Origin of the sequence: Collinsella aerofaciens, from assembly GCF_015548375.1 — a bacterium.
Classification (GTDB): domain Bacteria; phylum Actinomycetota; class Coriobacteriia; order Coriobacteriales; family Coriobacteriaceae; genus Collinsella; species Collinsella aerofaciens_AB.
Map to the genome: position 1 here is coordinate 1 of NZ_JADMWW010000023.1, position 21,992 is coordinate 21,992.

Consider the following 21,992-nt stretch of genomic DNA (forward strand, 5'->3'; position numbering starts at 1 on the left):
GTCAAGACGCCGGCGCCCGACGGGGAGACGGCGAGTTAGCCGGCAGGTCGGCATGTCAATCCTGGTCTAACAGAGCCATTGGGTTAGTGGTCCTTGATGGAGTTGAGGAAGTCCTGGGCGCGCTTGGTCTGGGGATGGTCGAAGAACTCGTCGGGTGTGCCGGTTTCCACGATCTGGCCGTCGGCCATAAACACGACGCGGTCGGCCACGCGGCGGGCGAAGTTCATCTCGTGCGTGATGACGATCATCGTCATGCCCTGCTGGGCCAAACGCACCATGACCTCGAGCACCTCGTTGATCATCTCGGGGTCAAGGGCGCTCGTGGGCTCGTCAAAGAGCATGGCCTTGGGTTGCATGGCAAGCGATCGGGCGATGGCTACGCGCTGTTGCTGGCCGCCCGAGAGCTGTGCAGGCACCTTATCGGCCTGCTCGGCAACGCCCACGCGGCCCAGCAGGTCCATGGCGCGCTCGCGAGCCTCGTCCTTGGAGACGCCCAGCACATCGACCGGTCCCAGCATGACGTTCTGTAGTACGGTCATATGTGCGAACAGGTTGAACTGCTGAAACACCATGCCCAGCTCGGCACGCATGCGGGCAAGATCTTTGCCCTCCTGCGGCAGGGGCTCGCCCTCGATGAGGATCTCACCTGAGTCGATGGTTTCCAAGCGGTTGATGGTGCGGCACATGGTCGACTTGCCCGAGCCCGAGGGACCGATCACAACGACGACCTCGCCGCGGTCGACTGAGAGATTGATGTCGTTGAGGACGTGCAGATCTCCGTAGTGCTTATCGACGTGCCTGAGCTCGATCAGCGGCTGATTGCCGGTGGAAGAGGTGCTCTGTGCCATGGTGCTCGGCTCCTTATGACTCGAAATGGTAAAGCGTTAGCGGATGATGGTCGCGCCGGTCTTGTGCGAAACGTAGACAGCGGCCTTGTTAATTGCGACGTTGATGAGGATGTAGATGACCGCGATTACCAGGTAGACCGACACGAGGGCGTCGTAGTTGGTAATGAGCACGCGGGCGTTTTGCATGAGGTCGGGGTAGCTCACCACATAGGCAACGGTGGTGTCTTTGACTACGACCACAAGCTGCGAAATCAACGACGGAATGATAAACCGAATGGCTTGCGGTAACACGATTTTAAAGGTGATTTTAGCTTTGGAGAGACCGAGCGCCTGGGCTGCCTCGACCTGACCGCGCGGCACGGCGTTGACGCCGGCGCGGAAGATCTCGGCCAGTACGCCGGTTGCAGCGAGCGCGACGGGAAGCGTGAGCATCCAAAACGACGGCAGCGCGATCTTGTACTGGGGCAGCACCAAAAAGAAGAAGTAGATGAACAGCAGGCTCGGCACGCCACGGAAGAAATCGGTGAGCACGCGGCAGACCAGTTGCAACGGCTTGATGTCGCTGGTACGGCCGAGCATGAGGGCTAAGCCCAGTACCAGCGCGATGGCGCCGGCGGTGAGCGCGACTTTAACGGTGCCCTCAAAACCGGCAAGCAGGAACTTCCAGGTGGTGAGGTGCGTAAAGAAGTACCAGTAATGGACCGAAAGCTGGCCGGTCACATAAAAGCGCTGCAGTACCAGAGCGATGAGCGCGGCCACGGCAACAAGTGAGATGGCGGTGCCGACGCGAATCTTGGCGCGCATCTTGGGGCCGGGAGCCTCGTAGAGTGCATCGCGCATGGTGAGCGCGGGGGAGGAGTGCTTGCTCATCGGAGGATCCTCACCTTCTTATCGATGTAGTTGCCAATGTGGCTTACCACAAAAGCCGTGCCCAGATAGCCGAGGGCCGAGATAAAGAACGCGGCGACACCACCGAGCGAGCGCGTGTTGATGTGGCTCACCACGCCGGTGAGTTCCTGCGGCTGAAGCGGCACCTGGCTACCGAGTGCGGTGGTGAGCATGACGGCGATAAAGAGGTTCGTCATGGGCAGCACGCTCGAGCGCAGCGCCTGCGGAATCACGATCTTGGCGAGGATGCGGTTGAAGCTCATGCCGAGCGAGCGGGCTGCCTCGACCTGACCCACGCCCACGGTGTTGATGCCGCTCATAAAGTTCTCGGACCCAAAGGCCGAGCCCAACAGCACCGTGGCGACGATAACGCAGGTGCGATAGGGCAGTACGATCTTGAGCGGCGGCAGCGCGTAGACGACGATGATGAGCAACGCGATGCCGGGGATGTTACGGAAGACCTGGACATACAGGTCGCCAAAGACGCGCAGCGGCTTGAGCGGCGACACGCGCATCACGGTGACGGCGACCGCTAGCACCATGGCGATGGCAAATGACTCAAGCGTCATGTCCCAGGTTGCGAACAGCGCGTCGATATAGTTCTGGCCATAGAGCGACCAGAGCTCGGAGAGACTCATGCGGACCTCCCGCCGGTAAGGAAAGGGGCTCCCGTATGTACGGAAGCCCCGACAACTCAGTGTGGAAACAGTTTAGCGCAATAAAGCGCATCGTGCGTTTCCGTATGGTTTCGTAGCGGCCGTTACTAGGCTCGCTGCCTAGGCGCCGATCTCGGGCAGCTCGGGAACATTGGTGTCGCCCGTACGGTCACCAATGCAGATCTGCCACAGCTCGGTCCAGGTGCCGTCATCCTCGATCTTCTTAAGGAAGTCGTTGACAAAGGCGACACCGTCGGAATCGAGCGGCAGGCCGATGCCGTAGGGCTCCTTGCTGCCGAAGGGCTTGCCGGCAATCTTGTACTTGCCGGGCTCGCGGACCAGGGCGCTCTGCTGCATGTTGTTGTCGATGACGTAGGCGTCAACGCGGCCCTGCTGGAGTGCCTGGCGGGCCTCCTCGTCGGTCTTGAACTCCTGCTGGCTGGCCTTGGGGGCGAACTCCTCCAGGATGGCGGGGCCGTTGGAGCCGGACTGGACGGCGACGTTCTTATCGGCCAGGTCGTCGACGCCCTTGATGTCGTCGTTATCGGTGAGCACCAGGATGGCCTGCTGGGTGTAGTAGTAGGGACCGGCGAAGGAGACGAGCTTCTTGCGCTCGTCAGTGATGGTGTAGGTGGCAAAGACAGCGTCGACTTGGCCGTTCTGCAGGACGGACTCGCGCGTGTCCGAGGTCACCTGGGTGATCTCGACCTTGTTCTCGCCCAGGATGTAGTTGGACAGGAGCTGTGCGATACCGGCGTCGAAGCCGCGGGTCTGACCGTCTTTCTCGTTGAGGAGGGAGAAGAGCGTGGAGGTCTGAACGCCACCGATCTTAAAGACGTCGGCGTCCTTGACGGCCGTCGCCCAGGTGCTGGCGGCGATGGCGTCGTCGTCGGCCTTGGGGCCGTTGTCGACGAGCTTGTCGAATGCCTTGGCGTCGAGCGTGGTGGAAGCCTCGGTATCTTCGGAGCTCTTGGAGGAGCCGGCGGCGGAACCCTTGTCGGCCTCGGCACTGGTGTCGGAGCAGCCGGCAAGACCAAGGCCGGCGACGGTTGCGAAGGTAGCGGCGACAAAGCCGCGGCGGTCGAGAACGACCTGCTGGGAGAGGTTCTTGCTCATGGTAGAACACCTTTCTCAATAAAATCCCTAGCGGTTGAGTAGAGTTATACCCCATCCCGCTCAAATGGGTCAACACGAAATAACTCAGAAACATACTTACCTTATGGGTTATTGTACCTACCAAAAAGGGACAGGTCTATTTTGGTAGGTTTTATCTGGGAAAACGTCGGTTATTACTGCTGAGACGGCGTTTCGCGGACGGCGTGGTCGCTCGCGGCGGTCGCTATAATGGCGGCAACGCGACACATATATAAGTAAGGAGATCGCGTATGAACGGTTATTCGTTTTTCGCGCCGCGAAAATAAAAACCTCCGCAGGGGTGCTTCCCTTGCGGAGGTTTTTTACTCGTTCAGTAGCCTTACGGCTTCGGCGGCCATGTTCTCGACCGTCATGCCGTTCTGAGCGAGCAACTCGTTGGGGTCGTAGCGGTCGGGGAAGCCCTTGGCGATGCCGAAGGTGCGCGTGCGCACGGGCGTGCAGGCCAAGTAGCACGCGACACGCTCGCCCCAGCCAGCGTCCAAGATGCCGTCCTCGAGAGTGACGACAACGCGATGCTCGGCGGCAAGGCTGTCGAGGAACTCACGGTCGAGCTCAGTTGCATAGCGCGGGTTGACGAGCGTGGCCTCGATGCCGTACTCGGCAGCCAAGCGGTTTGCCACGCGCTCGCCCAGCTCAAAGAAATCGCCAAGCGCGAGCACGGCCACGTCGCGACCCTCGCGCGCCACGTTGTAACGAACGGCGCTGTAGTCGGTGTCCTCGGCAGGCGCCAGATCGGGGCGGCTTACCAGGCCAATGCCCGGCACGCGAATCGCCACGGGATGCTCGCGGTGATCGAGCGACCAGCTCAGCATGGACAGATATTCCTCCATGCAGGCCGGCGCCAAGTAGTGCATGTTGGGAAGACCGCCCAGCATGGAAATATCAAAGAACGAGAGGTGTGTCTCGGATGTGGTGCCAAAGATCGACGCGCCAAACAGCAGGATGGTTGCGGGGGCGTCGTTGAGGCACAGGTCGTGCCACAGTTCGTCGTAGGCGCGCTGCAGGAACGTACCGTACACGCCAAAGACCGGCTTAGCGCCCGAGCGCGCAAGCGCGGTGGCAAAGGTTACGGCATGCTCCTCGGCAATGCCCACATCGACGAACTGTTTGCCGGCGGCAGCGCGAAGCTCGGGCGTAAAGCCCATGATGTAGGGCGTGGCGGCCGTGATGCCCACGACCTGCGGATCGCGCTTGATGGCGGCGCTGAGCGCCTCGCCCGTAATGTCGGCATAGGTGCGCGGCGCAGGCTCGCTCGGATGGCCCGGGCAGAGCTTGCGTCCAGTTGCCATGTCAAACGGACCCACATGATGCCAGTGTTCGGGGTCGCTCTGGGCCGGCTCAAAGCCCTTGCCCTTGGCGGTCGAGACGTGCAGCACGATGGGGTGATCGATATCGCGCAGTTCCTGCAGCGCGTCGACGAGGGCCAACACGTCGTTACCGGCGTCCAGATAGCGGTAGTCGAGCCCCATCGCGCGGAAAACGTTGCGCTCACAGGTGCCGTTGCTGGCGCGCAGCTCGGCCAGATTGCGATAGAGGCCACCGTGGTTCTCGGCGATGGACTGGTCGTTGTCATTGACGATGATGATTAGGCTGCTATCGAGTTCGGCGGCATTGTTAAAGCCCTCAAACGCCAGGCCGCCCGAAAGCGAGCCGTCGCCAATAACGGTAATGACGTTGTACGCATCGCCCGCCAGGTCGCGCGCGTGGGCAAGGCCGCAGCCCAAGCTCACCGAGGTCGAGGTGTGACCCATGGCGAACAGGTCGTGCTCGGACTCGTCGGGATTGGCAAAGCCAGAAGCCTCACCATAACGCTCCGGATCGATATAAGTGTACGCGCGCCCCGTCAGCGCCTTGTGGGCGTAGGTCTGGTGCGAAACGTCAAAGACAATCTTGTCGGTGGGAGAGTTAAACACGCGATGAAGCGCGACCGTAAGCTCAACGACGCCCAAGTTGGGGGCAACGTGCCCGCCGACGGCGGCGGAGCTTTCGAGGATTGCCTGGCGGATCTCGCCGCAGAGCTGCGGGAGCTCGGCGCGATTAAGAGCCTTGACGTCCTCGGGCGTTGTCGTTTGCGTAAGCAGCATCGTTGTGGGTTACTCCATGCGAATCGTGCGCCGGCACTCCCTCGGCCGGCACAATTGCACAAGACAGTCTCGCACATTTTGGCGTTTGATATGTGACGGCGGCGCGGTAATTCGCCAACTGGTGGGGCAAAACGTTTTGTCCGATGCCATACTGATATGTTCCATGATGTTTTTATCGATTGTGCACAGGCCGTGGCTTGTCGCCGTGAGTCGCTGGAAGGAGGCAGCATGTCCGATGTCGTTCGTGCCGAGAACATCGCACGCGAGGTCGACGATGCCGCCCGTCTGCTGGCCCGGGCGGGTCGCTTGGACCTGACGCGCGAGTTTATCCAGCATGGCGACGTGACGGTGTATGCGCATGTGACCTCGGTGGCACGGGCGAGCCTGTCCTTTGCCGAGCGCCTTGGACGTGCTGGCGTTTCGGTTGACCGTGCTTCATTGCTGCGCGGGGCCCTGCTGCACGATTACTTTCTCTATGACTGGCACGATCCCGACCCAAGCCATCGGCTGCATGGCTTTCGCCACCCGTTTTTTGCCCTGGCACGTGCGGAGGAAGATTTTGAGCTGACGCCGCGCGAACGGAATATTATCGTGCGGCATATGTTTCCGCTGGTGCCAGTGCCGCCGACGTGTCGTGAGGCTTGGATTGTATGCCTGGCAGATAAATGGTGCGCTCTGCGCGAGACGGTCGCCGGTCGTCTGCCGCGCAAAGGCGGCGCGAACGATTCGAACGAGGGCTCGAACGAAAAGAGGAGAGGGTAGACGGTGGAAACCGCGATTGATATGGCGTTCGGCGGCGCGACGCTTGCCGCCTGTCCGCTCTCGGCGCTGGTGCTCTCGTTTGCCTTCTACGGTTTTTGCGGTTGGGCATGGGAGTCGACAGTATGCGCCATGCTCAATCACGGACGATTTGCCAACAGTGGCTTTTTGCTGGGGCCGTGTTGCCCTATCTATGGTGTGGGCGGCATAGCCTGCTGGCTTTTGCTGCGCGGGATTCCAGATGCCTCGAGCCAGTTTGTCGCCGCGGCGCTTGTATGCAGCGTAATCGAGTACAGTGTGGGCCTTCTATTGGAAAAAACAACAGGCGCTCGCTTTTGGGACTATTCGCACCTGCCGTTTAACCTGCACGGACGCATCTGTCTGTACTGGGCATGCGCGTTTGGCTTGGGTGCGTTGTGCATTTGTCGCGTGGTGGAGCCGGCGGTGTTGGGCCTGCTTGGCCGCCTGCCGGTGCTGATTGTGCGGCTGTCCGCCTTTATCGTCGCGGTCGCGATGATGGTCGACGCGGTGTGCTCGTTGGCGAGCTGGCGGCGTCTGTCCGATCAGCTGGAGCGCGTCCGGGCCGACCTTGCCGACCGCATCAATGAGTCGCTTGCCGATGCGTCCGACTCCATGCTCGAACGTATTCCCGATTCGGCGATCGACTCGGTGGCGCAGACGCATATCCGCAGCCGTGCCGTTAACGCGTGGCTGGCCGAGCTGGGCGACGCGACGCTCGATGCCCTTCGTGAGAAGGCTTCGATGCCGACGTTTATCTCGGATGGTGCTCGCGGCCTGGCGCTTGTCGCCCGCCGCGTGGCCGATGCCGCGCCGAGCATGCCGCGTCCGTCGCTCAGCCGTCGCCTTGCCGGTAAGCGCATGAGCCGTCCGGTGCCGAGCGTGTCACTCAGCCGCCGCGACCTACGCTTCTTTAACGCCTTCCCGCGTCTGCGCATCAACCGCTACGAGGGCGTCATCCGAGCTACCGACCTCCGCGACCGAGCCCGCGAGCTGTTCCGACGCTAGCCGGGATGGGAGCGCTCGCGGCTTCCTTGCTCGCGTATTTCCCGTTCGTTTCGCGCCCGTTGCCGCGCCGTTTCCAAGATTGCGGCACCGTTTCCATTCGACAACGCAGCGTTTAACAACGCCGTATCTGGTCTACACCAGTTGCCCCTCGGCCGCATTATGGGCGCCGACAACGTTCATGCGATCAAGGGGGAGCGAATGTACGATACGGGATCGACAACGTTTATGCTCATCTGCACCATGCTCGTGTTTTTAATGACACCGGGTCTGGCGTTTTTCTATGGCGGCCTGTCCAGGCGCAAAAATGTCATCAACACCATGCTCATGTGCTTTGGCGCCATTGGCCTGGTCGGCATGCTGTGGATTGTTGCCGGCTGGTCGCTGGCCTACGGCGGCGACGGTTCCAGCCCGTTTATTGGAGGCCTTGACCAGCTGCTGTGCTTGCCGGCGCTCAACCAGGTGCTGCAGGCGGCTGAGGGCACCGCGTCGGACGGTGCCGTCTACCCTCAGATCATCAACATCGCCTTCCAGATGGCATTTGCCATGATCACGGCAGCTATCGTCACGGGTAGCCTGGCCGGCCGCGTTAAGTTTGGTGCCATGGCGGCCTTCCTGGGCATTTGGCTGCTCGTGGTCTATGCGCCGCTCGCCCACATGGTCTGGGGCGGCGATGGCTCCTTTATCGGCGACATCATCGGCGCACTCGACTTTGCCGGCGGCGACGTGGTGCACATTTCGTCCGGTCTCACGGGCCTGATTCTCTGCTTAATGCTCGGCCGTCGTCGCGGTTTTGGCATGGTGAGCTATCGCCCGCATAACGTGCCGTTTGTGGCGCTGGGCGCCGGCCTGCTTTGGTTTGGCTGGTTTGGCTTTAACGGCGGCAGCGAGTTTAAGGCCGACGCCGTGGCGGCGCTCGCCATCCTCAACACTGTGACGGCCAGCGCGGCGGGTATGGTCTCGTGGCTCGCTGTTGAGCGCGTGCACACCGGTCGGCCCACGCTGGTGGGCGCCAGCACCGGTCTGGTTGCGGGCCTCGTGGTGGTCACGCCGGGCGCGGGCTTTGTCGAGCCATGGGCGGCGCTGGTCATGGGCCTGATCGTGTCTCCCGTCTGCTACTTGGCCATCAGCCATCTCAAGACCAAGTTCGGTTACGACGATGCGCTCGACGCGTTCGGTTGCCACGGTATCGGCGGCATCTTGGGCGGCGTGCTCACGGGCCTGTTCTGTGTGCCGGAGCTTTCGTGGACCGGCAAGGGCGGCCTGTTCTACACGGGCGACGTGTCGCTGCTCATCTCGCAGATCTTGGGCATTGTGGTGACGGTCGCTATTGTGCTGGTGCTCGACTTGGTGATTGCCGCGGTGGTCAAGGCGCTGTTCCATGGCAGCCTGCGTGTGGACGAGGCCGACGAGGCGCTGGGCCTGGATGCGAGTCAGCACGGCGAGAGCGCTTATCCCTCCTTCTCGGGACTCGATTAGCAGCTTCCCCAAGCACCGCACCTTGCCGTTCAATCGTCGCTCACGTACTTAAGTACGCTTCGCTCCTCTTTCACGGCAATCTACGGCACTTGGGAAACCTGCTAAGACCAGTCAGTTGAACTTTTTGATCTCTGAGGTTGGTTTGCGGTATTTGGAAAACCCGTGCCACATGAATGAGCGGTTCATTTCTTTATTAAAGAGAGGAATTTACTATGAAGAAGATTACGGCGATCGTTCGTGCCGAGAAGCTTGAGGTTCTTAAAGATGCGCTGTTTGCTGCCGATGTTCGCGGTATGACTATCAACCAGGTGCAGGGTTGCGGCGCACAGCATGGCTGGAAGGAATACGTGCGCGGCAACGAGCTGCTTGTCAACACGATCCCTAAGGTGCAGTTCACCCTTATCTGTGCCGACGAGAGCGTCGACGGAATTGTCGACATCATCTGCAATGCTGCTCGCACCGGTGCCGTTGGGGACGGCAAGATTTGGGTTGAGCCGGTCGAGGATGTTATCCGCATCCGTACCGGCGAACACGGCCCCGCCGCGGTGTAGAATCGACCGCCTACCATCCGCAACGTTAAAATGCTGCAATGAGGCACAAGACTTGCGTTGCGGATGGACGGATTATGGGTCGTAATAAATATCCCGAGGAGACTGTCGCGAAGATTCTCGACGCGGCACTGGAGCTATTCTGTGTACGGGGTTATGAGGGGACGAGCATTCAAGACATCGTCGACCGCCTCGATGGCATGACCAAGGGTGCTGTCTATCATCACTTTAAGAGCAAAGAGGAGATTTTCAACGCCGCATTTGATCGGGCAATGGCTCCGATTGTTGAGCGCCGTCGCTCAACGCTTGGTATCGGTAATATGACCGGAGCCCAAAAGCTCAAGCGACTGTACGCGCCCGAGTCCGTCGTTCCGCAAATTGAGCTATGGGCACGCATGCATCCTGCGGCAGATCCGGTAAAAAGCTCGCGTCTACTGGCGATGCAGTACCAGGGCTCGTTTGACGAGTCGGCCGATGGCTATTTATTGCCGGTGATCGAGGAGGGCATCGCCGACGGCTCCATTGCGTGCGAATGCCCGCGCGAAGCGGCAGAGGCCGTATCGTTGCTAGCGAATCTTTGGCTGCTGCCTTTGTTCCGTCCGCTCGAGCCCAAGGAGCGAATGGTCGCTCGCGCGCAATGTTTGGCGCAGATGGCGGCCGCGGTGGGGCTCGATTTGGGGGAAGAAGTGCTTCAAACAACGTGTCAAATTTGGGACGTTTGGAGCCGTACCGGGTGGTAATATACATACTAACGGTATGTAAATTGATGTAAGAGGGTGGCTACGGCTGCCCTTTTCGAGCCGTTAAATACATACCAACAGTATGTATAGGAGGCAAAGCCATGGACGGGATGAGAGATTTAGATGTCGCGTCAGCATCAAAGACGGCGCCGCCTATAAGACTCGTCGGTCTTCTCGTTGCGCAGTTGTGCGTGTATTCGACGTTGTCGGCGCTGTGCTTTACGTGCCCGCTTTACTTGCTCGACCGCAGTGGCTCGTCGACGTTATATGGCGCCGTCGCGGCGATAGCGTTTATACCGGGCGTGCTTGCGACTCCGGTTGGCGGAGTATTAGCTGATCGAGAGGGGCATCGGAGCGTTCTGGCAGCTCTCGGTATTGTTTTAATGATTGCAACGATGCTGTTTGTCCCCATGAAGCGCTCGTTGCCTCTTGCGGCCGTTGTGGCGGTGCTGCTGTGCGTCCAATACGCCGTTCAATCTATTCTGAAGCCGATACTTCAAATTGAGACGCTGCGCATAGCCGGCAGGGAAAAGGTCGAGCGGTCAACCGCATTAGTGTCGCAGATGACCATGGTGAGCAATATTCTAGGTCCCGTGGTCGGAACGGCCGTCTACGGATGCTTTGGAATCGATGCCCTTTGCGCGATCGCGGCGGTGGCGTTTGCGATGTCGTCGCTGCTGTTTTGGGCCGCACTCAAACAAAATGTCCCCTCTGAAGTGACGGGGGATAGCTCGGCTCGCATGGCATGCCAAAGCGATTTTCTGTCGGCGATTCGGTACCTGCTTCAAAACACCTCGTTGCTTGCTGTGATTTTGCTTGCGGCTGTTTTGAATCTTGCGTTGGTTGGGTTAACGATTGGTGCACCCGTTATTGTTACAAGGCATCTCGGCATGCAATCTTCCCGCGTTGGGATTATTGAGGCAGCTATGGGGCTGGGCGGCCTTGCAGGCGGTGGCCTAGTCGGTATTTGGCCGAATCGTTTTTCATTTGATGGCATTCACCGGCATGTCGTGATGATTTGTCTTGGGGTCATACCGATTTTCGTCGCGCTGCTGTGTGGCGCTCATATGCTTGTATTAGCCACGCTTGCGGTTGGTTCGGCATGGGTCATGGTGTGGGCAAGTATTGCGTCGGTCGAAATCGTTGCATTCGTTCAGCGAACGGCGCCGACGGAACTCTGCGGAAAGGTGCTTTCGGTCGTATACATGGCGCTTTCCTGCGCAACGCCAATTGGCCAATTGGCATACGGATTCGCGTATGATCGATGGACACCGACGGTTGTATTCGCAGCCATGCTGATGGTGCTGGTATTGACGACGGCGTTGTTTTATCGCTTGAAAAGTCGCTCACAACAAACAATGTGACGTGAGCGGCGCTGCGGTTTAACGGGAGCAATCGCTGCGGTGTGGGGCACCCATACGAGAGCATGCCTCTCCTTCGTCTACAATATCGTTCAGACGAAGGAGAGGCATGCCCATGATCAAGATGTTTGCGAGTGATTTAGACGGAACGCTGCTAAACGCCCTACACGAGGCAGATGGGACCATCCGCCATGCCATTCGCGAGCTGACCGAGGCTGGCTTGCATGTGGTTCCCGCGACCGGGCGCTCGACGTTGCCAATCGGCGAGCATGGCTTTACAGGGCTGGCGCTCGATGCCTGCTGCTCTAACGGCTCCATCGTGCGCGACAGTCATGGCGAGGTGCTCAAAACCTGGACCATCGATTCGCAGGTTACCGAGGAGCTGCTCAAGGCATTCCCGGACATTTGCTTTGATTGCTCCACACCCGATGGCATGTTCTCGAGCGGTTCGTTCGAGATGCATCAGGCGGGCTTTAAAAAGGACAGCCCCATCAAGCGTATTGTGATGCGCGGCATGCGTGCACGTGGCGGCTATCACGAGGAGCAGTATTTCGACCAGTCGATCGGTGACATCCTGCGCCACGATGTGTGCAAGATCAACTGCCGCGTGACCTCGCCCGAGCTGGAACGCGACCTTAAGGCATATTTGGCCGAGCGATCGGACCGCGTGGTCAACGCGCCGTTCGATCCGGTGATGTTCGAGATCACGGACGTGGCGTGCAACAAGGGCGAGAGCGTGGCCTGGCTGGCGGGCTACTACGGTATTGCCGAGGACGAGGTCGCGGTCTACGGCGACGGCGGCAACGACATTGCCATGCTCAAGCGTTTCCGCCACAGCTACGCGACCAAAAACGCTAGCGATGCAGCGAAGGCCGCCGCGAGTGCGACCATCGGCAGCTGCATGGTCCACGCCGTCCCCAAACACATGCTCGCCACCATGCGCAAGCAAAACTCCCGCACCGTCATCGAATAATGTGGCAAAGGGACAGTCCCTTTGCCACAATCTAAATATTGCCTTTACGTGTTGATGCACACGGTGTGCAATAATACTCGCACTGTGCAATAGCGCACAGGCTGAGTAACAAGGAGGACGCTTGTCCCAGCTCGAGAAATGCGATCGCCGGTCCCTTCGCTCGCAGCGTGCCCTTCGCCAGGCGCTTGCCAGCGAGCTTGCCGAAAGCGGCGACCTTTCGCGCATTAACGTCGCGTCGCTCACCGAGCGTGCCGGCCTTACGCGCCGCACGTTCTATTCGCACTACCGCGATATCCCCGACTTTATCAGCCAGATCGAGGACGGCTTGCTGGCCGAGATCCGTGAGCGCATTGAGCTCATCACCGCAGCTCAGCTGCCCGACCTCTATCACAACATCGATGAGCTCGAGCCGGCGCCTGGTTCGGTTGAGTTGCTGCGCTACCTTGCGGCCAACCGCGACTTAATCGGTGCGCTGCTGGGTCCGGGCGGCGACCAGGCTTTCATTAAAAGAATCATCGACACCGCTCGTGAGGCTGTGGTGCCGCGTGCGCAGACGGGCATTTTGGGCCTGGCGCTGGGCACGTTCTTTGACTATTACGTTACCTACGTCGTGAGTGCCGAGGTCGGCATGATTCAGCGCTGGTTTGAGCGTGGGCTTACCGAATCGCCCGAGGCCATGGCGCGCATTATGACGGTGCTCGCTTTTGTGCGCCCTGGTGACCTGTATGGCCAACCCATTGATATCAACGTGCCGGAATACGGCATGAAGCTATTGAACCTACAGCTCGAGGACGCGGCCGACACCGCCGCAGCTGTCGAGTCAAACAACTAAGAGGAGAGACAATGAGCAAACTCGTCGAGGGCATCAAGGACCGTATGGTCGCTGCCGCGCGTGAGGCTGCACCCGCCGTGGTGGATGCCGCGCAGAAGGCCGCGACCGCGGCTGCCGAGAAAGTTGCCGAGGCAGTTGCCGATGCCAAGAACGTGGCAGGGGAGGCGTCCGTCGTCAGCGAGCCCGCCACCGCCGAGCCCGTAGCCACCGCCCAGGCCCCCGAAGGCGCGATCTTCAACCCCGAGGCCGCTCGCGGCAACCTGCACCTGGGCATCGACGTGGGCTCCACCACCGTCAAGCTCGCCGTGCTCAACGACGATAACCAGATCGTCTACGCCAAGTACCAGCGCCACCACACCGACGTCCGCGCTTGCGCCCGCGACCTGTTTGAGGGCGCCGCGACCGTGCTGCCGACGGCGCAGATGACCTGCGCCATCACCGGCTCGGGCGGCCTGCTGCTGTCTCAGTGGCTCGACCTGGAGTTTGTCCAGGAGGTCATCGCCAGTAAGCGCGCCGTCGAGACCCTCATCCCGGCCACCGACGTCGCTATCGAGCTGGGCGGCGAGGACGCCAAGATCATCTATTTCGACAACGGCATCGAGCAGCGTATGAACGGTACCTGCGCCGGCGGCACGGGCGCGTTCATCGATCAGATGGCAACCCTGCTGCACACCGACGCGAGCGGCCTTAACGAGCTCGCGGCCAACGCCACCACCATCTATCCCATCGCCAGCCGCTGCGGCGTCTTTGCCAAGACCGACGTGCAGCCGCTGCTCAACGAGGGCGCCCGCCCCGAGGACGTGGCCGCCTCCATCTTCCAGGCCGTCGTGACCCAGACCATCTCGGGCTTGGCGTGCGGTCGCCCCATCCGCGGTAACGTCGCCTTCCTGGGCGGCCCGCTGCAGTATCTCTCCGAGCTGCGACATCGCTTCTACCTCACGCTCAACCTGGACGAGGAGCACCGTATCGTGCCCCAAAACGCCCACCTGTTTGTGGCGAGCGGCGCCGCCATGGCGCATGAGTCCAACAAGCTCAGCACGTTCCCGCAGCTCATCGAGGCTATCGATGCCCTGGGTGATACGCAGGGTGCCGAGGTCGAGCGCCTGGATCCGCTCTTTGCCACCGACGAGGACTTCGCCGAGTTCAAAACCCGCCACGATCAGGAAGTCGTCCCCAAGGGCAAACTCGAAGGCTACACCGGCCGCGTGTTCATTGGCATCGACGCCGGTTCCACCACCATGAAGGCCGCGCTCGTGGGCGAGGACGGTCAGCTGCTGCACACCTGGTACGGCAACAACAACGGCGACATCCTGGGCACGGCCAAGGTCATTATGGCCGATTTCTACAACCACATTCCCGCCGGCTGCACCATCGGCCACGTGACCACCACCGGTTATGGCGAGGCTCTGCTCATCGAGGCCCTCAAGGCCGACTCCGGCGAGATCGAGACCGTCGCGCACCTGCGCGGCGCCAAGGCGTTCCTGCCCGGCGTCGAGTTTATCCTGGATATTGGCGGCCAGGACATGAAGTGCCTGCGCGTCAAGGACGGCGTGATCGAACACATCATGCTCAACGAGGCCTGCTCGTCGGGCTGCGGCAGCTTTATCGAGAGTTTCGCCGTGTCTATGAACATGGACGTGCGCGCATTTGCCGACGCCGCCATCCACGCCAAGGCCCCCGTCGACCTGGGCAGCCGCTGCACGGTCTTTATGAACTCGCGCGTCAAGCAGGCGCAAAAGGAAGGCGCCACGGTGGGCGACATCGCGGCCGGCCTGTCCTACTCTGTCATCAAAAACGCCCTGTTCAAGGTCATTAAGCTGCGCGATCCCAAGGAGATCGGCAGCCAGGTGATCGTCCAGGGCGGCACCTTTATGTCCGACGCCACGCTGCGCGCGTTTGAGCAGCTCACCGGCGTTCACGCCGTGCGTCCCGACATCGCCGGCTGCATGGGCGCCTACGGTGCGGCCCTGCTCGCCCGCGATCGCGCCGGCGCCGACGGCACCTCGACCATCCTTTCGGCCGAGGACATCGCGCACCTTACCGTGACGCAAAAGCACGTCCGCTGCGGCCGTTGCTCCAACAACTGCCAGCTCACCGTCAACGATTTTGGCGGCGGTAGGCGCTTCATTACCGGCAACCGCTGCGAGAAGGGTGCCGGCCACAAAAAGCAAAAGACCGAGGCCCCTAACCTCTTCAAAAAGAAAAACGAGTTGCTCTTTAACCGTGAGGTCCTGAGTCCCGACGAGGCCCCGCGCGGCACCGTCGGCATCCCGCGCGCACTCAACATGTACGAGAACTATCCCTTCTGGCACGCGTTCTTTACGCGCCTGGGCTTTAGCGTGCAACTGTCCGATCAGTCGAGCAAGAAGACCTACCAGGCGGGCATCGAGTCCATGCCGTCCGAGAGCGTGTGCTATCCGGCCAAGATGAGCCACGGCCACGTGATGAACCTTATCGACCGCGATGTCGACTTCATTTGGATGCCGTGCGTGCGCTGGGAGCGTAAGGAGGATCCGACCGCCGGCAACTGCTACAACTGCCCCATCGTCATGAGTTACCCCACGGCGCTGGCGCTCAATATCGACGAGATCCGCGAGCAGAACATCGAGTTCCTGTACCCGTTTGTGCCCTATCACGACAAGACCGAGCTCAAGCGCCGCCTGTACCAGGTGCTCGCCGTCGACCGCGTGGCCGATGCGCAAGCTGGTCGCGGTCGCGTGCGTGGACCCAAGATCACGCGCTCCGAGGTCGATGCCGCTGTCAACGCTGCTTTTGAGGCCGATGCGCGCTTCCACGAGGATATCCAGACCATGGGCGAGGAGGCCCTTAAGTGGGTCGAGGACCACGGCGGCCACGGCATCGTACTCGCCGGCCGTCCCTACCATAACGACCCCGAGATCAACCATGCCCTGCCCGAGCTTATCTCGAGCTTTGGCTTTGCGGTCTTTACCGAGGATTCGCTCGCGCATCTGGTGAAGCCCGAGCGTCCGATTCGCGTCGTCGACCAGTGGATGTACCACAGCCGCCTGTACGCCGTCGCCCGTTTTGTGACGATGCGCAACGACTTGGACCTGATTCAGCTCAACTCTTTCGGCTGCGGTCTCGATGCCCTGACTACCGACCAGGTGCAGGAGATCCTGGAGGCCAGCGGCAAGATCTACACCGTGCTCAAGATCGACGAGGTATCCAACCTGGGTGCCGCGCGCATCCGCATCCGCTCGCTCATGGCCGCGCTTAAGGACCAGGAGGCCGAGCGCCTGGCCGAGGCCACGGCCGCGGGCGAGGCCTACGAGCAGGGCGATGCTGCGCCGGTGGCTCCCTCCAAGGATGCCCCCGCATTCGCGAGCCGTAAGTACACGTTCGAGGCGCAGCGCGAGAGCGCTTCGACCGCGTGGCCCAAGGTGCCCTTTACCGAGCAGATGCGCGACGAGGGCTACACCATCCTGTGCCCGCAGATGGCGCCGATCCACTTTGACCTGGTCAAAGAGGTGTTCCGTGGTGCCGGCTACAACTTGGAGCTGCTGCCCTCGACCGATCACGACGCCGTCGAGGCCGGCCTGCGCTATGTGAACAATGACATCTGCTATCCGTCGATCCTGGTGACGGGCCAGATCATGGAGGCCATCGAGAGCGGCCGGTACGACCTGTCCAAGACGGCCGTGGTTATCAGCCAGACCGGCGGCGGTTGCCGTGCCACCAACTACATCGCACTCATCCGCAAGGCCCTGCGCGAGAGCGGCCACCCCGAGATTCCGGTGATCTCGCTTTCGGCCGTGGCGCTCGGCGAGGACAACCCCGGCTTTAAGATTACGCCGGCGCTGCTCAAGCAAGCAGTCTACGCGGTGCTCTTTGGCGACGTGATGATGCAGATGCTCTATCGTTGCCGCCCGTACGAGGCCACGCCCGGCGCTGCCAACGCACTCTACGAGGAGTACATGGCGCGCGCCCGCAAGCTGGCGCCCAAGTTCAACCGCCACAACTACACCAAGCTTGCGCGTGAGGCCATCCGCGCGTTCGACACTATGCCGCTCGTGGGCGAGGGCGCCAAGCCGCGCGTGGGCGTGGTTGGCGAGATCTTGGTCAAGTTCCATCCCACGGCCAACAACCACGTGGTCGATGTCATCGAGCGCGAGGGCTGCGAGGCCGTGGTGCCGGGCCTGCTCGACTTCTTCCTGTACTCCATGAGCAACGCCGAGCTGCAGAAGGACGAGCTGGGAAGCTCTGCTACCACGCGCGCTGGTATGCAGGCGCTCATCAAGCTCGTGGACTGGATGCGCACGCCGGTGGAGGAGATGCTCGAAAAGTCCAGCCGCTTTGAGGCGCCCGAGCGCATCGGCACCATGGCCGACAAGGCCCGCACGGTGCTTTCGGTGTGCAACAACATGGGCGAGGGCTGGTTGCTCACGGCCGAGATGCTCGACCTGATCGATCACGGTGCGCCCAACATCATCTGCACGCAGCCCTTCGCGTGCTTGCCCAACCACGTGGTGGGCAAGGCCGTGATCAAGGAGTTGCGCCGCCAGCACCCCGAGAGCAACATCGTCGCAGTGGACTATGACCCCGGTGCATCCGAGGTCAACCAGCTCAACCGCATCAAGCTCATGATCAGCGTGGCCAAGGAGAACATGCGCGCTGGCAAGGGCTTTAAGCTCGAGAAGGTGGCGCCGCTCGCGATGGACGAGGTCACCGGCCAGATGCGTGCCCACGATGGCTGCGTGAGCTGCGGCTCGGTCGACGAGAGTGCCGTGGCGTCGGTCGCTGAGCGCCTGAGACGCGGCATTAAGAAGTAACTGGCCTGCTATGGGCTAGATATGGGACAAGCGGGTGGTAGCCGTACCGGTTACCACCCGCTTTTGCTGGACATGGAATCCTGGGATAATGAACAGGTGTTGCCGCTCGCCGCAAATTACCGTCCGTTTATAGAACCTATCTCCAGCGCGCGCCATCCTTACGGTTGAATAAATACACATCTATGGAATTACGCAAGAGAGGACTGTTTCCATGAGCTACAAGACCGTTTGCGTTGCCGGTGGCGGCGTGTTGGGAAGCCAGATTGCCTTTCAGGCTGCTTACTGCGGCTTTGATGTGACGATCTGGCTGCGCAGCGAGGGCAGCATCGGCCGCACCCAGCCCAAGATCGATCATGTGCGCGAGGAGTACATCGCGGCAATCGAGGGCATGGCGGACGGCACGGGCGAGTGGTGCGCCGGTATCGCCGATAGCGGCCAACCCTTCGACAAGGAGGCGGCACTTGCCGCCGTTGAGCGTGCCTACTCCACACTCAAGCTGGAGCTCGATCTTGCCAAGGCCGTGGCCGACGCCGACCTGGTCATTGAGTCTATGGCCGAGGACACCCAGGCAAAGATCGACTTCTACAAGAAGCTCGCCCCGGTCCTCCCGCAAAAGGCCGTCGTCGTGACCAACTCCTCCACGTTGCTGCCGAGCACCTTTGCCAAGTACACCGGCCGCCCCGAGAAGTACCTGTCGTTGCACTTTGCCAATTCCATCTGGAAGAACAACATGACCGAGGTCATGGCGCAGGACCAAACCGACAAGCGCTACTTCGACGAGCTCGTCGACTTCGCCAACGACATTCGCATGCTGGCGCTTCCCGTCAACAAGGAAAAGAACGGCTACCTGCTCAACTCTATGCTGGTGCCATGGCTGCTTTCGGGCCTGGACCTGTACGTTTCGGGCGTCAGCGACCCTAAGAGCATCGACCTCGCATGGACGCGCGGCACCGGCGCTCCCAAGGGCCCGTTCCGCGTATTCGACACGGTGGGCATCCAGACGGCCTACAACATCGTTATGCAGTATCAGAAGGTCCCGGGCCTGGTGAGCCCGCTGCTCAAAAAGATGATGATGCCCTACAACTTTAAGGCCATGGCCACCGTCCTCAAGAAAATGCTCGACGAAGGTAAGCTGGGCGAAAGCTCGGGCGAGGGCTTCTTCAAGTACTAAAAAGATCCCTTGGGACATTGGGAGCGTATCATTTGCAGCATAAATACGCCGCATAGCCCGTGTGCCATTTCGACACATGACGCTAAAACAAATGGGCTGCGGGGATAGCGAGGAAATGGCAATGGATCGACAAATCGTGCTCAAGCAGGATATCCTCGACGCGCTTTCTGCCGTCGGCATGTGCGCGGGGCAGGCGGTTATGGTCCATTGCTCGCTCAGCTCGCTTGGATATGTGTGCGGCGGCGCGCAGCCGGTGATCGAGGCGCTGCTCCAGACGGTGGGCGAGACCGGCACCATCATGATGCCGACGCAATCCTGGAAAAACCTGGACCCCGAGAGCGGCGTTCATTGGCAGGAACCTCAGGAATGGTGGCAGACGATTCGCGATAACTGGCCTGCCTATGACAAGCGCATTACGCCTACCAATACGATGGGGGCTGTGGCCGAGATGTTTCGCATGTGGCCGGGTACGCATAGAAGCGACCATCCGGCGCGCTCGGTGGCGGCAAACGGCCGGCATGCTCAATTCTTGACGGAAAGCCACGACCTGAGCAACATCTTTGGCGACGGATCGCCCATCGCGCGTCTGTACGATTTGGACGGCTACGTGCTGCTGGTGGGCGTGAGCTACGACAAGAATACGTCGCTGCACTTGGCCGACGCTCGTGCGGAATACCCTGGCAAACACGGCTGCGTGGAACACAGTGCGATTGTGGAAAACAGTCGACGTGTATGGAAGGAATACCGCACGCTCTTTGTCGATGGCGAGGATTTCGATGAAATCGGCGCTGCTTTTGAGCGTGAATGCTCGGTGCGTACAGCGCCTCTCGGTAACGGTATGATCCGCTTTATGCACCAGCGCGAGCTTGTCGACTTTGCCGTGGGCTGGATTGAGCGCCATCGCGGCTGCCCCGAATAATTCGGGGGGGCATCGCGGATCAACTGCGCACCCTGCGTCTCTGCATCGTCACAAGCCTAAGCTACTCTTTGAGATCGCCGACGCCGTGACCGTGTCGTATGAGGTTGCCGGTCAAAAAAGACCGGTGACGTGCCCAAAGTTGCCGCGTTTCCCCGCACATCCCGCGGCAGCCAAAAAGAGCGAGGGCGAGCGCGTTAACGTCGAGGACCTCATCATCAAGATTGACGTGACGACTGGACGTGAGCAGCGCGCAGCGCGTCGGCGATTCGAGCAGTATGCTCGTGGCATCGGGCATGGCCAAGACCTTTATCGAGTACGACCGCTAGGACTGCCCATCGCCACCTACGAGATGGAAGCCGAGAAGTACATCTACCGCGTGTACAAGTACGAGCTGTAGGGCCGCCCCGCATCACTTCACATCGAACTCCACGCGATCGAGTTCGGGTACATTGAGGTCGATGAGCTTGCGGGCGACGCGGCGATCGTGTGCCCCAAGCGCCTCGCTTGTCGTCACATGGGCGACGATTTCGCGCTCTACAATGCCTTCCTCGTCCCCTTCGGTGGCCGAGGTCTCGACGGCGACGGTGTAATCCTTAAAGCCTGGCAGCACCGCCGCAAGCTCGCGCGTGGTTTCGGTGACGCCGTAGCCGTCCTGCACGCCGGTCTGCGCCGAGCCAATAGACCCCGCCGTCATAACGATGCATGGGATGGCAAAGACTACCGTACCCACAATGATGCGGCGGCGCACCTTGCGCGATAGCTCGTCGACCTCGGCATCTTCTTCGGCGGTTACAATGCCGTCGCCGTTGAGGTCGCGCTTGAGCGGCACGCGCAAGATAAGTAATACGGCTTCGGCCGCGAGTGCGATAAAGACCACGTTGATGCCAAACTCGTAAAGCGCCGAGAGAAACAGCGACCCGCTTGCGATGGCGATGCCATAGCCCGCCGCACACAGAGGCGGCATGAGCGCGGTCGCCACGGCCACGCCGGCGATGAGCGTGGCGGGTTCCTGGTCGCGCGAGTTGCCCAGCCCGCCTGCAAAGCCGCCTGCGAGTGCGACGGTAAGGTCCCAGACGGTGGGTGTCGAGTTGTCGATGATGGCGGCCGTGGTGGTGCCAAGGGGCGAGAGCTTAAAGTACAGCGTGGACGTGACCAGGCAAAAGGCCATCTGCAGCGCAAGGCTGGCGACGGCTTCGACGGTAATCTCGCGGTCGAGCGTGGCAATACCGTATGCCATGGCAAGGACCGAGCCCATGAGCGGGCAGATGAGCATGGCGCCCACGATGGCAATGTCCGAGTCGATATCGAGGCCGATGCTCGCGATAAGCATGGCAATAATCAGGATGCATAGGTGGGAGCCAGTCAGACGCGCCCCGTTTACAAAACGCTTGCGAATTACGTGGTAGGGCGCGCGACCCTCGCGAATGTTGAATGCGCGCTTGAGGAAGCGGGTGATGTTTTCCATGGCTTCGCTATGAGCGGGGCGGATGCCGTGACGCCGATGATGACGCTCGCGCAGTCGCTTGATCTGTTGTTTGTCGAGTTCCATGTCCACCTCGTTCCAGCGCGGTCCGCGCAACGCGCCCGTTGTCTTAACTCTACACCGTGGCGGGCGGGGTGTCTGTTGGATGCGGAATCCGATAGGGCGGATGACGCGGGAGCAAATGCAAATCACAGGCTCAATTCGATCCCGCAAGAATATGATGCACCAGCTCCTACATATGTGACGAAATTGTGAAGCACGAGAGCGCGAATTTCAAAAAATC

General features: G+C 60.8%; 18 protein-coding genes. 12 read left to right on the top strand and 6 right to left on the bottom strand.

Annotated elements, in window-relative coordinates:
- Window positions 1-83 precede the first annotated feature (83 nt).
- The 5 genes from I1969_RS09135 to I1969_RS09155 all read right to left on the bottom strand — a co-directional run bounded on the left by I1969_RS09135 (window position 84) and on the right by I1969_RS09155 (window position 5,631).
- The gene (locus I1969_RS09135; protein ID WP_195234749.1) at window positions 84-848 is read right to left on the bottom strand and encodes an amino acid ABC transporter ATP-binding protein; all 765 of its coding nucleotides are present in this window, start codon (window positions 846-848) and stop codon (window positions 84-86) included.
- A 36-nt stretch (window positions 849-884) separates the two neighbouring features.
- Window positions 885-1,718 (bottom strand): amino acid ABC transporter permease, encoded by an 834-nt coding sequence (locus I1969_RS09140; RefSeq protein WP_195234751.1) that lies wholly within the window; start codon window positions 1,716-1,718, stop codon window positions 885-887.
- The gene (locus tag I1969_RS09145) at window positions 1,715-2,374 is read right to left on the bottom strand and encodes an amino acid ABC transporter permease (RefSeq protein WP_195234753.1); all 660 of its coding nucleotides are present in this window, start codon (window positions 2,372-2,374) and stop codon (window positions 1,715-1,717) included. The genes I1969_RS09140 and I1969_RS09145 overlap by 4 nt, the downstream gene beginning before the upstream one ends.
- A 138-nt stretch (window positions 2,375-2,512) precedes the next feature.
- Entirely contained in the window at window positions 2,513-3,508 is a 996-nt protein-coding gene (locus I1969_RS09150) for a glutamate ABC transporter substrate-binding protein (protein WP_195234755.1), read from the bottom strand.
- A gap of 341 nt (window positions 3,509-3,849) precedes the next feature.
- Window positions 3,850-5,631 carry a 1-deoxy-D-xylulose-5-phosphate synthase gene (locus I1969_RS09155; protein WP_195234757.1) on the bottom strand — a complete coding sequence of 594 codons (1,782 nt, stop codon included), beginning with the start codon at window positions 5,629-5,631 and terminating at the stop codon, window positions 3,850-3,852.
- 228 nt (window positions 5,632-5,859) lie between these two features.
- Here I1969_RS09155 and I1969_RS09160 point away from each other — a divergent pair, with 228 nt between their 5' ends.
- From I1969_RS09160 to I1969_RS09215, 12 genes are all read left to right on the top strand, one after another.
- On the top strand, window positions 5,860-6,393 hold the full coding sequence (locus tag I1969_RS09160; RefSeq protein ID WP_195234759.1) for an HD domain-containing protein: 534 nt from the start codon (window positions 5,860-5,862) through the stop codon (window positions 6,391-6,393).
- 3 nt (window positions 6,394-6,396) lie between these two features.
- On the top strand, window positions 6,397-7,416 hold the full coding sequence (locus I1969_RS09165; RefSeq protein ID WP_271748088.1) for a putative ABC transporter permease: 1,020 nt from the start codon (window positions 6,397-6,399) through the stop codon (window positions 7,414-7,416).
- A gap of 198 nt (window positions 7,417-7,614) precedes the next feature.
- Window positions 7,615-8,892, top strand: coding sequence for an ammonium transporter (locus tag I1969_RS09170; protein ID WP_195234761.1), 1,278 nt, complete (start codon window positions 7,615-7,617; stop codon window positions 8,890-8,892).
- Window positions 8,893-9,104: 212 nt separating this feature from the next.
- Window positions 9,105-9,443: a P-II family nitrogen regulator gene (locus tag I1969_RS09175; protein WP_195234763.1), complete on the top strand. Its 339-nt coding sequence runs from the start codon at window positions 9,105-9,107 to the stop codon at window positions 9,441-9,443.
- A gap of 74 nt (window positions 9,444-9,517) precedes the next feature.
- A complete protein-coding gene (locus I1969_RS09180; protein ID WP_195234765.1) occupies window positions 9,518-10,180 on the top strand; it encodes a TetR/AcrR family transcriptional regulator in 663 nt (220 codons plus the stop codon).
- 101 nt (window positions 10,181-10,281) lie between these two features.
- Complete coding sequence (locus I1969_RS09185; protein WP_195234767.1) at window positions 10,282-11,544, top strand: MFS transporter; 1,263 nt, start codon at window positions 10,282-10,284, stop codon at window positions 11,542-11,544.
- 112 nt (window positions 11,545-11,656) lie between these two features.
- Window positions 11,657-12,514, top strand: coding sequence for an HAD-IIB family hydrolase (locus tag I1969_RS09190; RefSeq protein ID WP_195234769.1), 858 nt, complete (start codon window positions 11,657-11,659; stop codon window positions 12,512-12,514).
- A 121-nt stretch (window positions 12,515-12,635) separates the two neighbouring features.
- Window positions 12,636-13,346 carry a TetR/AcrR family transcriptional regulator gene (locus tag I1969_RS09195; RefSeq protein WP_195234775.1) on the top strand — a complete coding sequence of 237 codons (711 nt, stop codon included), beginning with the start codon at window positions 12,636-12,638 and terminating at the stop codon, window positions 13,344-13,346.
- Window positions 13,347-13,357: 11 nt separating this feature from the next.
- Window positions 13,358-18,136 carry a 2-hydroxyacyl-CoA dehydratase gene (locus I1969_RS09200; RefSeq protein WP_195234777.1) on the top strand — a complete coding sequence of 1,593 codons (4,779 nt, stop codon included), beginning with the start codon at window positions 13,358-13,360 and terminating at the stop codon, window positions 18,134-18,136.
- Window positions 18,137-18,347: 211 nt separating this feature from the next.
- On the top strand, window positions 18,348-19,307 hold the full coding sequence (locus I1969_RS09205; RefSeq protein ID WP_195234779.1) for a 3-hydroxyacyl-CoA dehydrogenase: 960 nt from the start codon (window positions 18,348-18,350) through the stop codon (window positions 19,305-19,307).
- 121 nt (window positions 19,308-19,428) lie between these two features.
- Window positions 19,429-20,226 carry an AAC(3) family N-acetyltransferase gene (locus I1969_RS09210; protein ID WP_195234782.1) on the top strand — a complete coding sequence of 266 codons (798 nt, stop codon included), beginning with the start codon at window positions 19,429-19,431 and terminating at the stop codon, window positions 20,224-20,226.
- A gap of 124 nt (window positions 20,227-20,350) precedes the next feature.
- Complete coding sequence (locus I1969_RS09215; RefSeq protein ID WP_195234784.1) at window positions 20,351-20,623, top strand: hypothetical protein; 273 nt, start codon at window positions 20,351-20,353, stop codon at window positions 20,621-20,623.
- A 12-nt stretch (window positions 20,624-20,635) separates the two neighbouring features.
- On the opposite strand, the gene I1969_RS09220 is transcribed toward I1969_RS09215, so the two are convergent.
- The gene (locus I1969_RS09220) at window positions 20,636-21,775 is read right to left on the bottom strand and encodes a DUF389 domain-containing protein (RefSeq protein ID WP_195234786.1); all 1,140 of its coding nucleotides are present in this window, start codon (window positions 21,773-21,775) and stop codon (window positions 20,636-20,638) included.
- Window positions 21,776-21,992 lie beyond the last annotated feature (217 nt).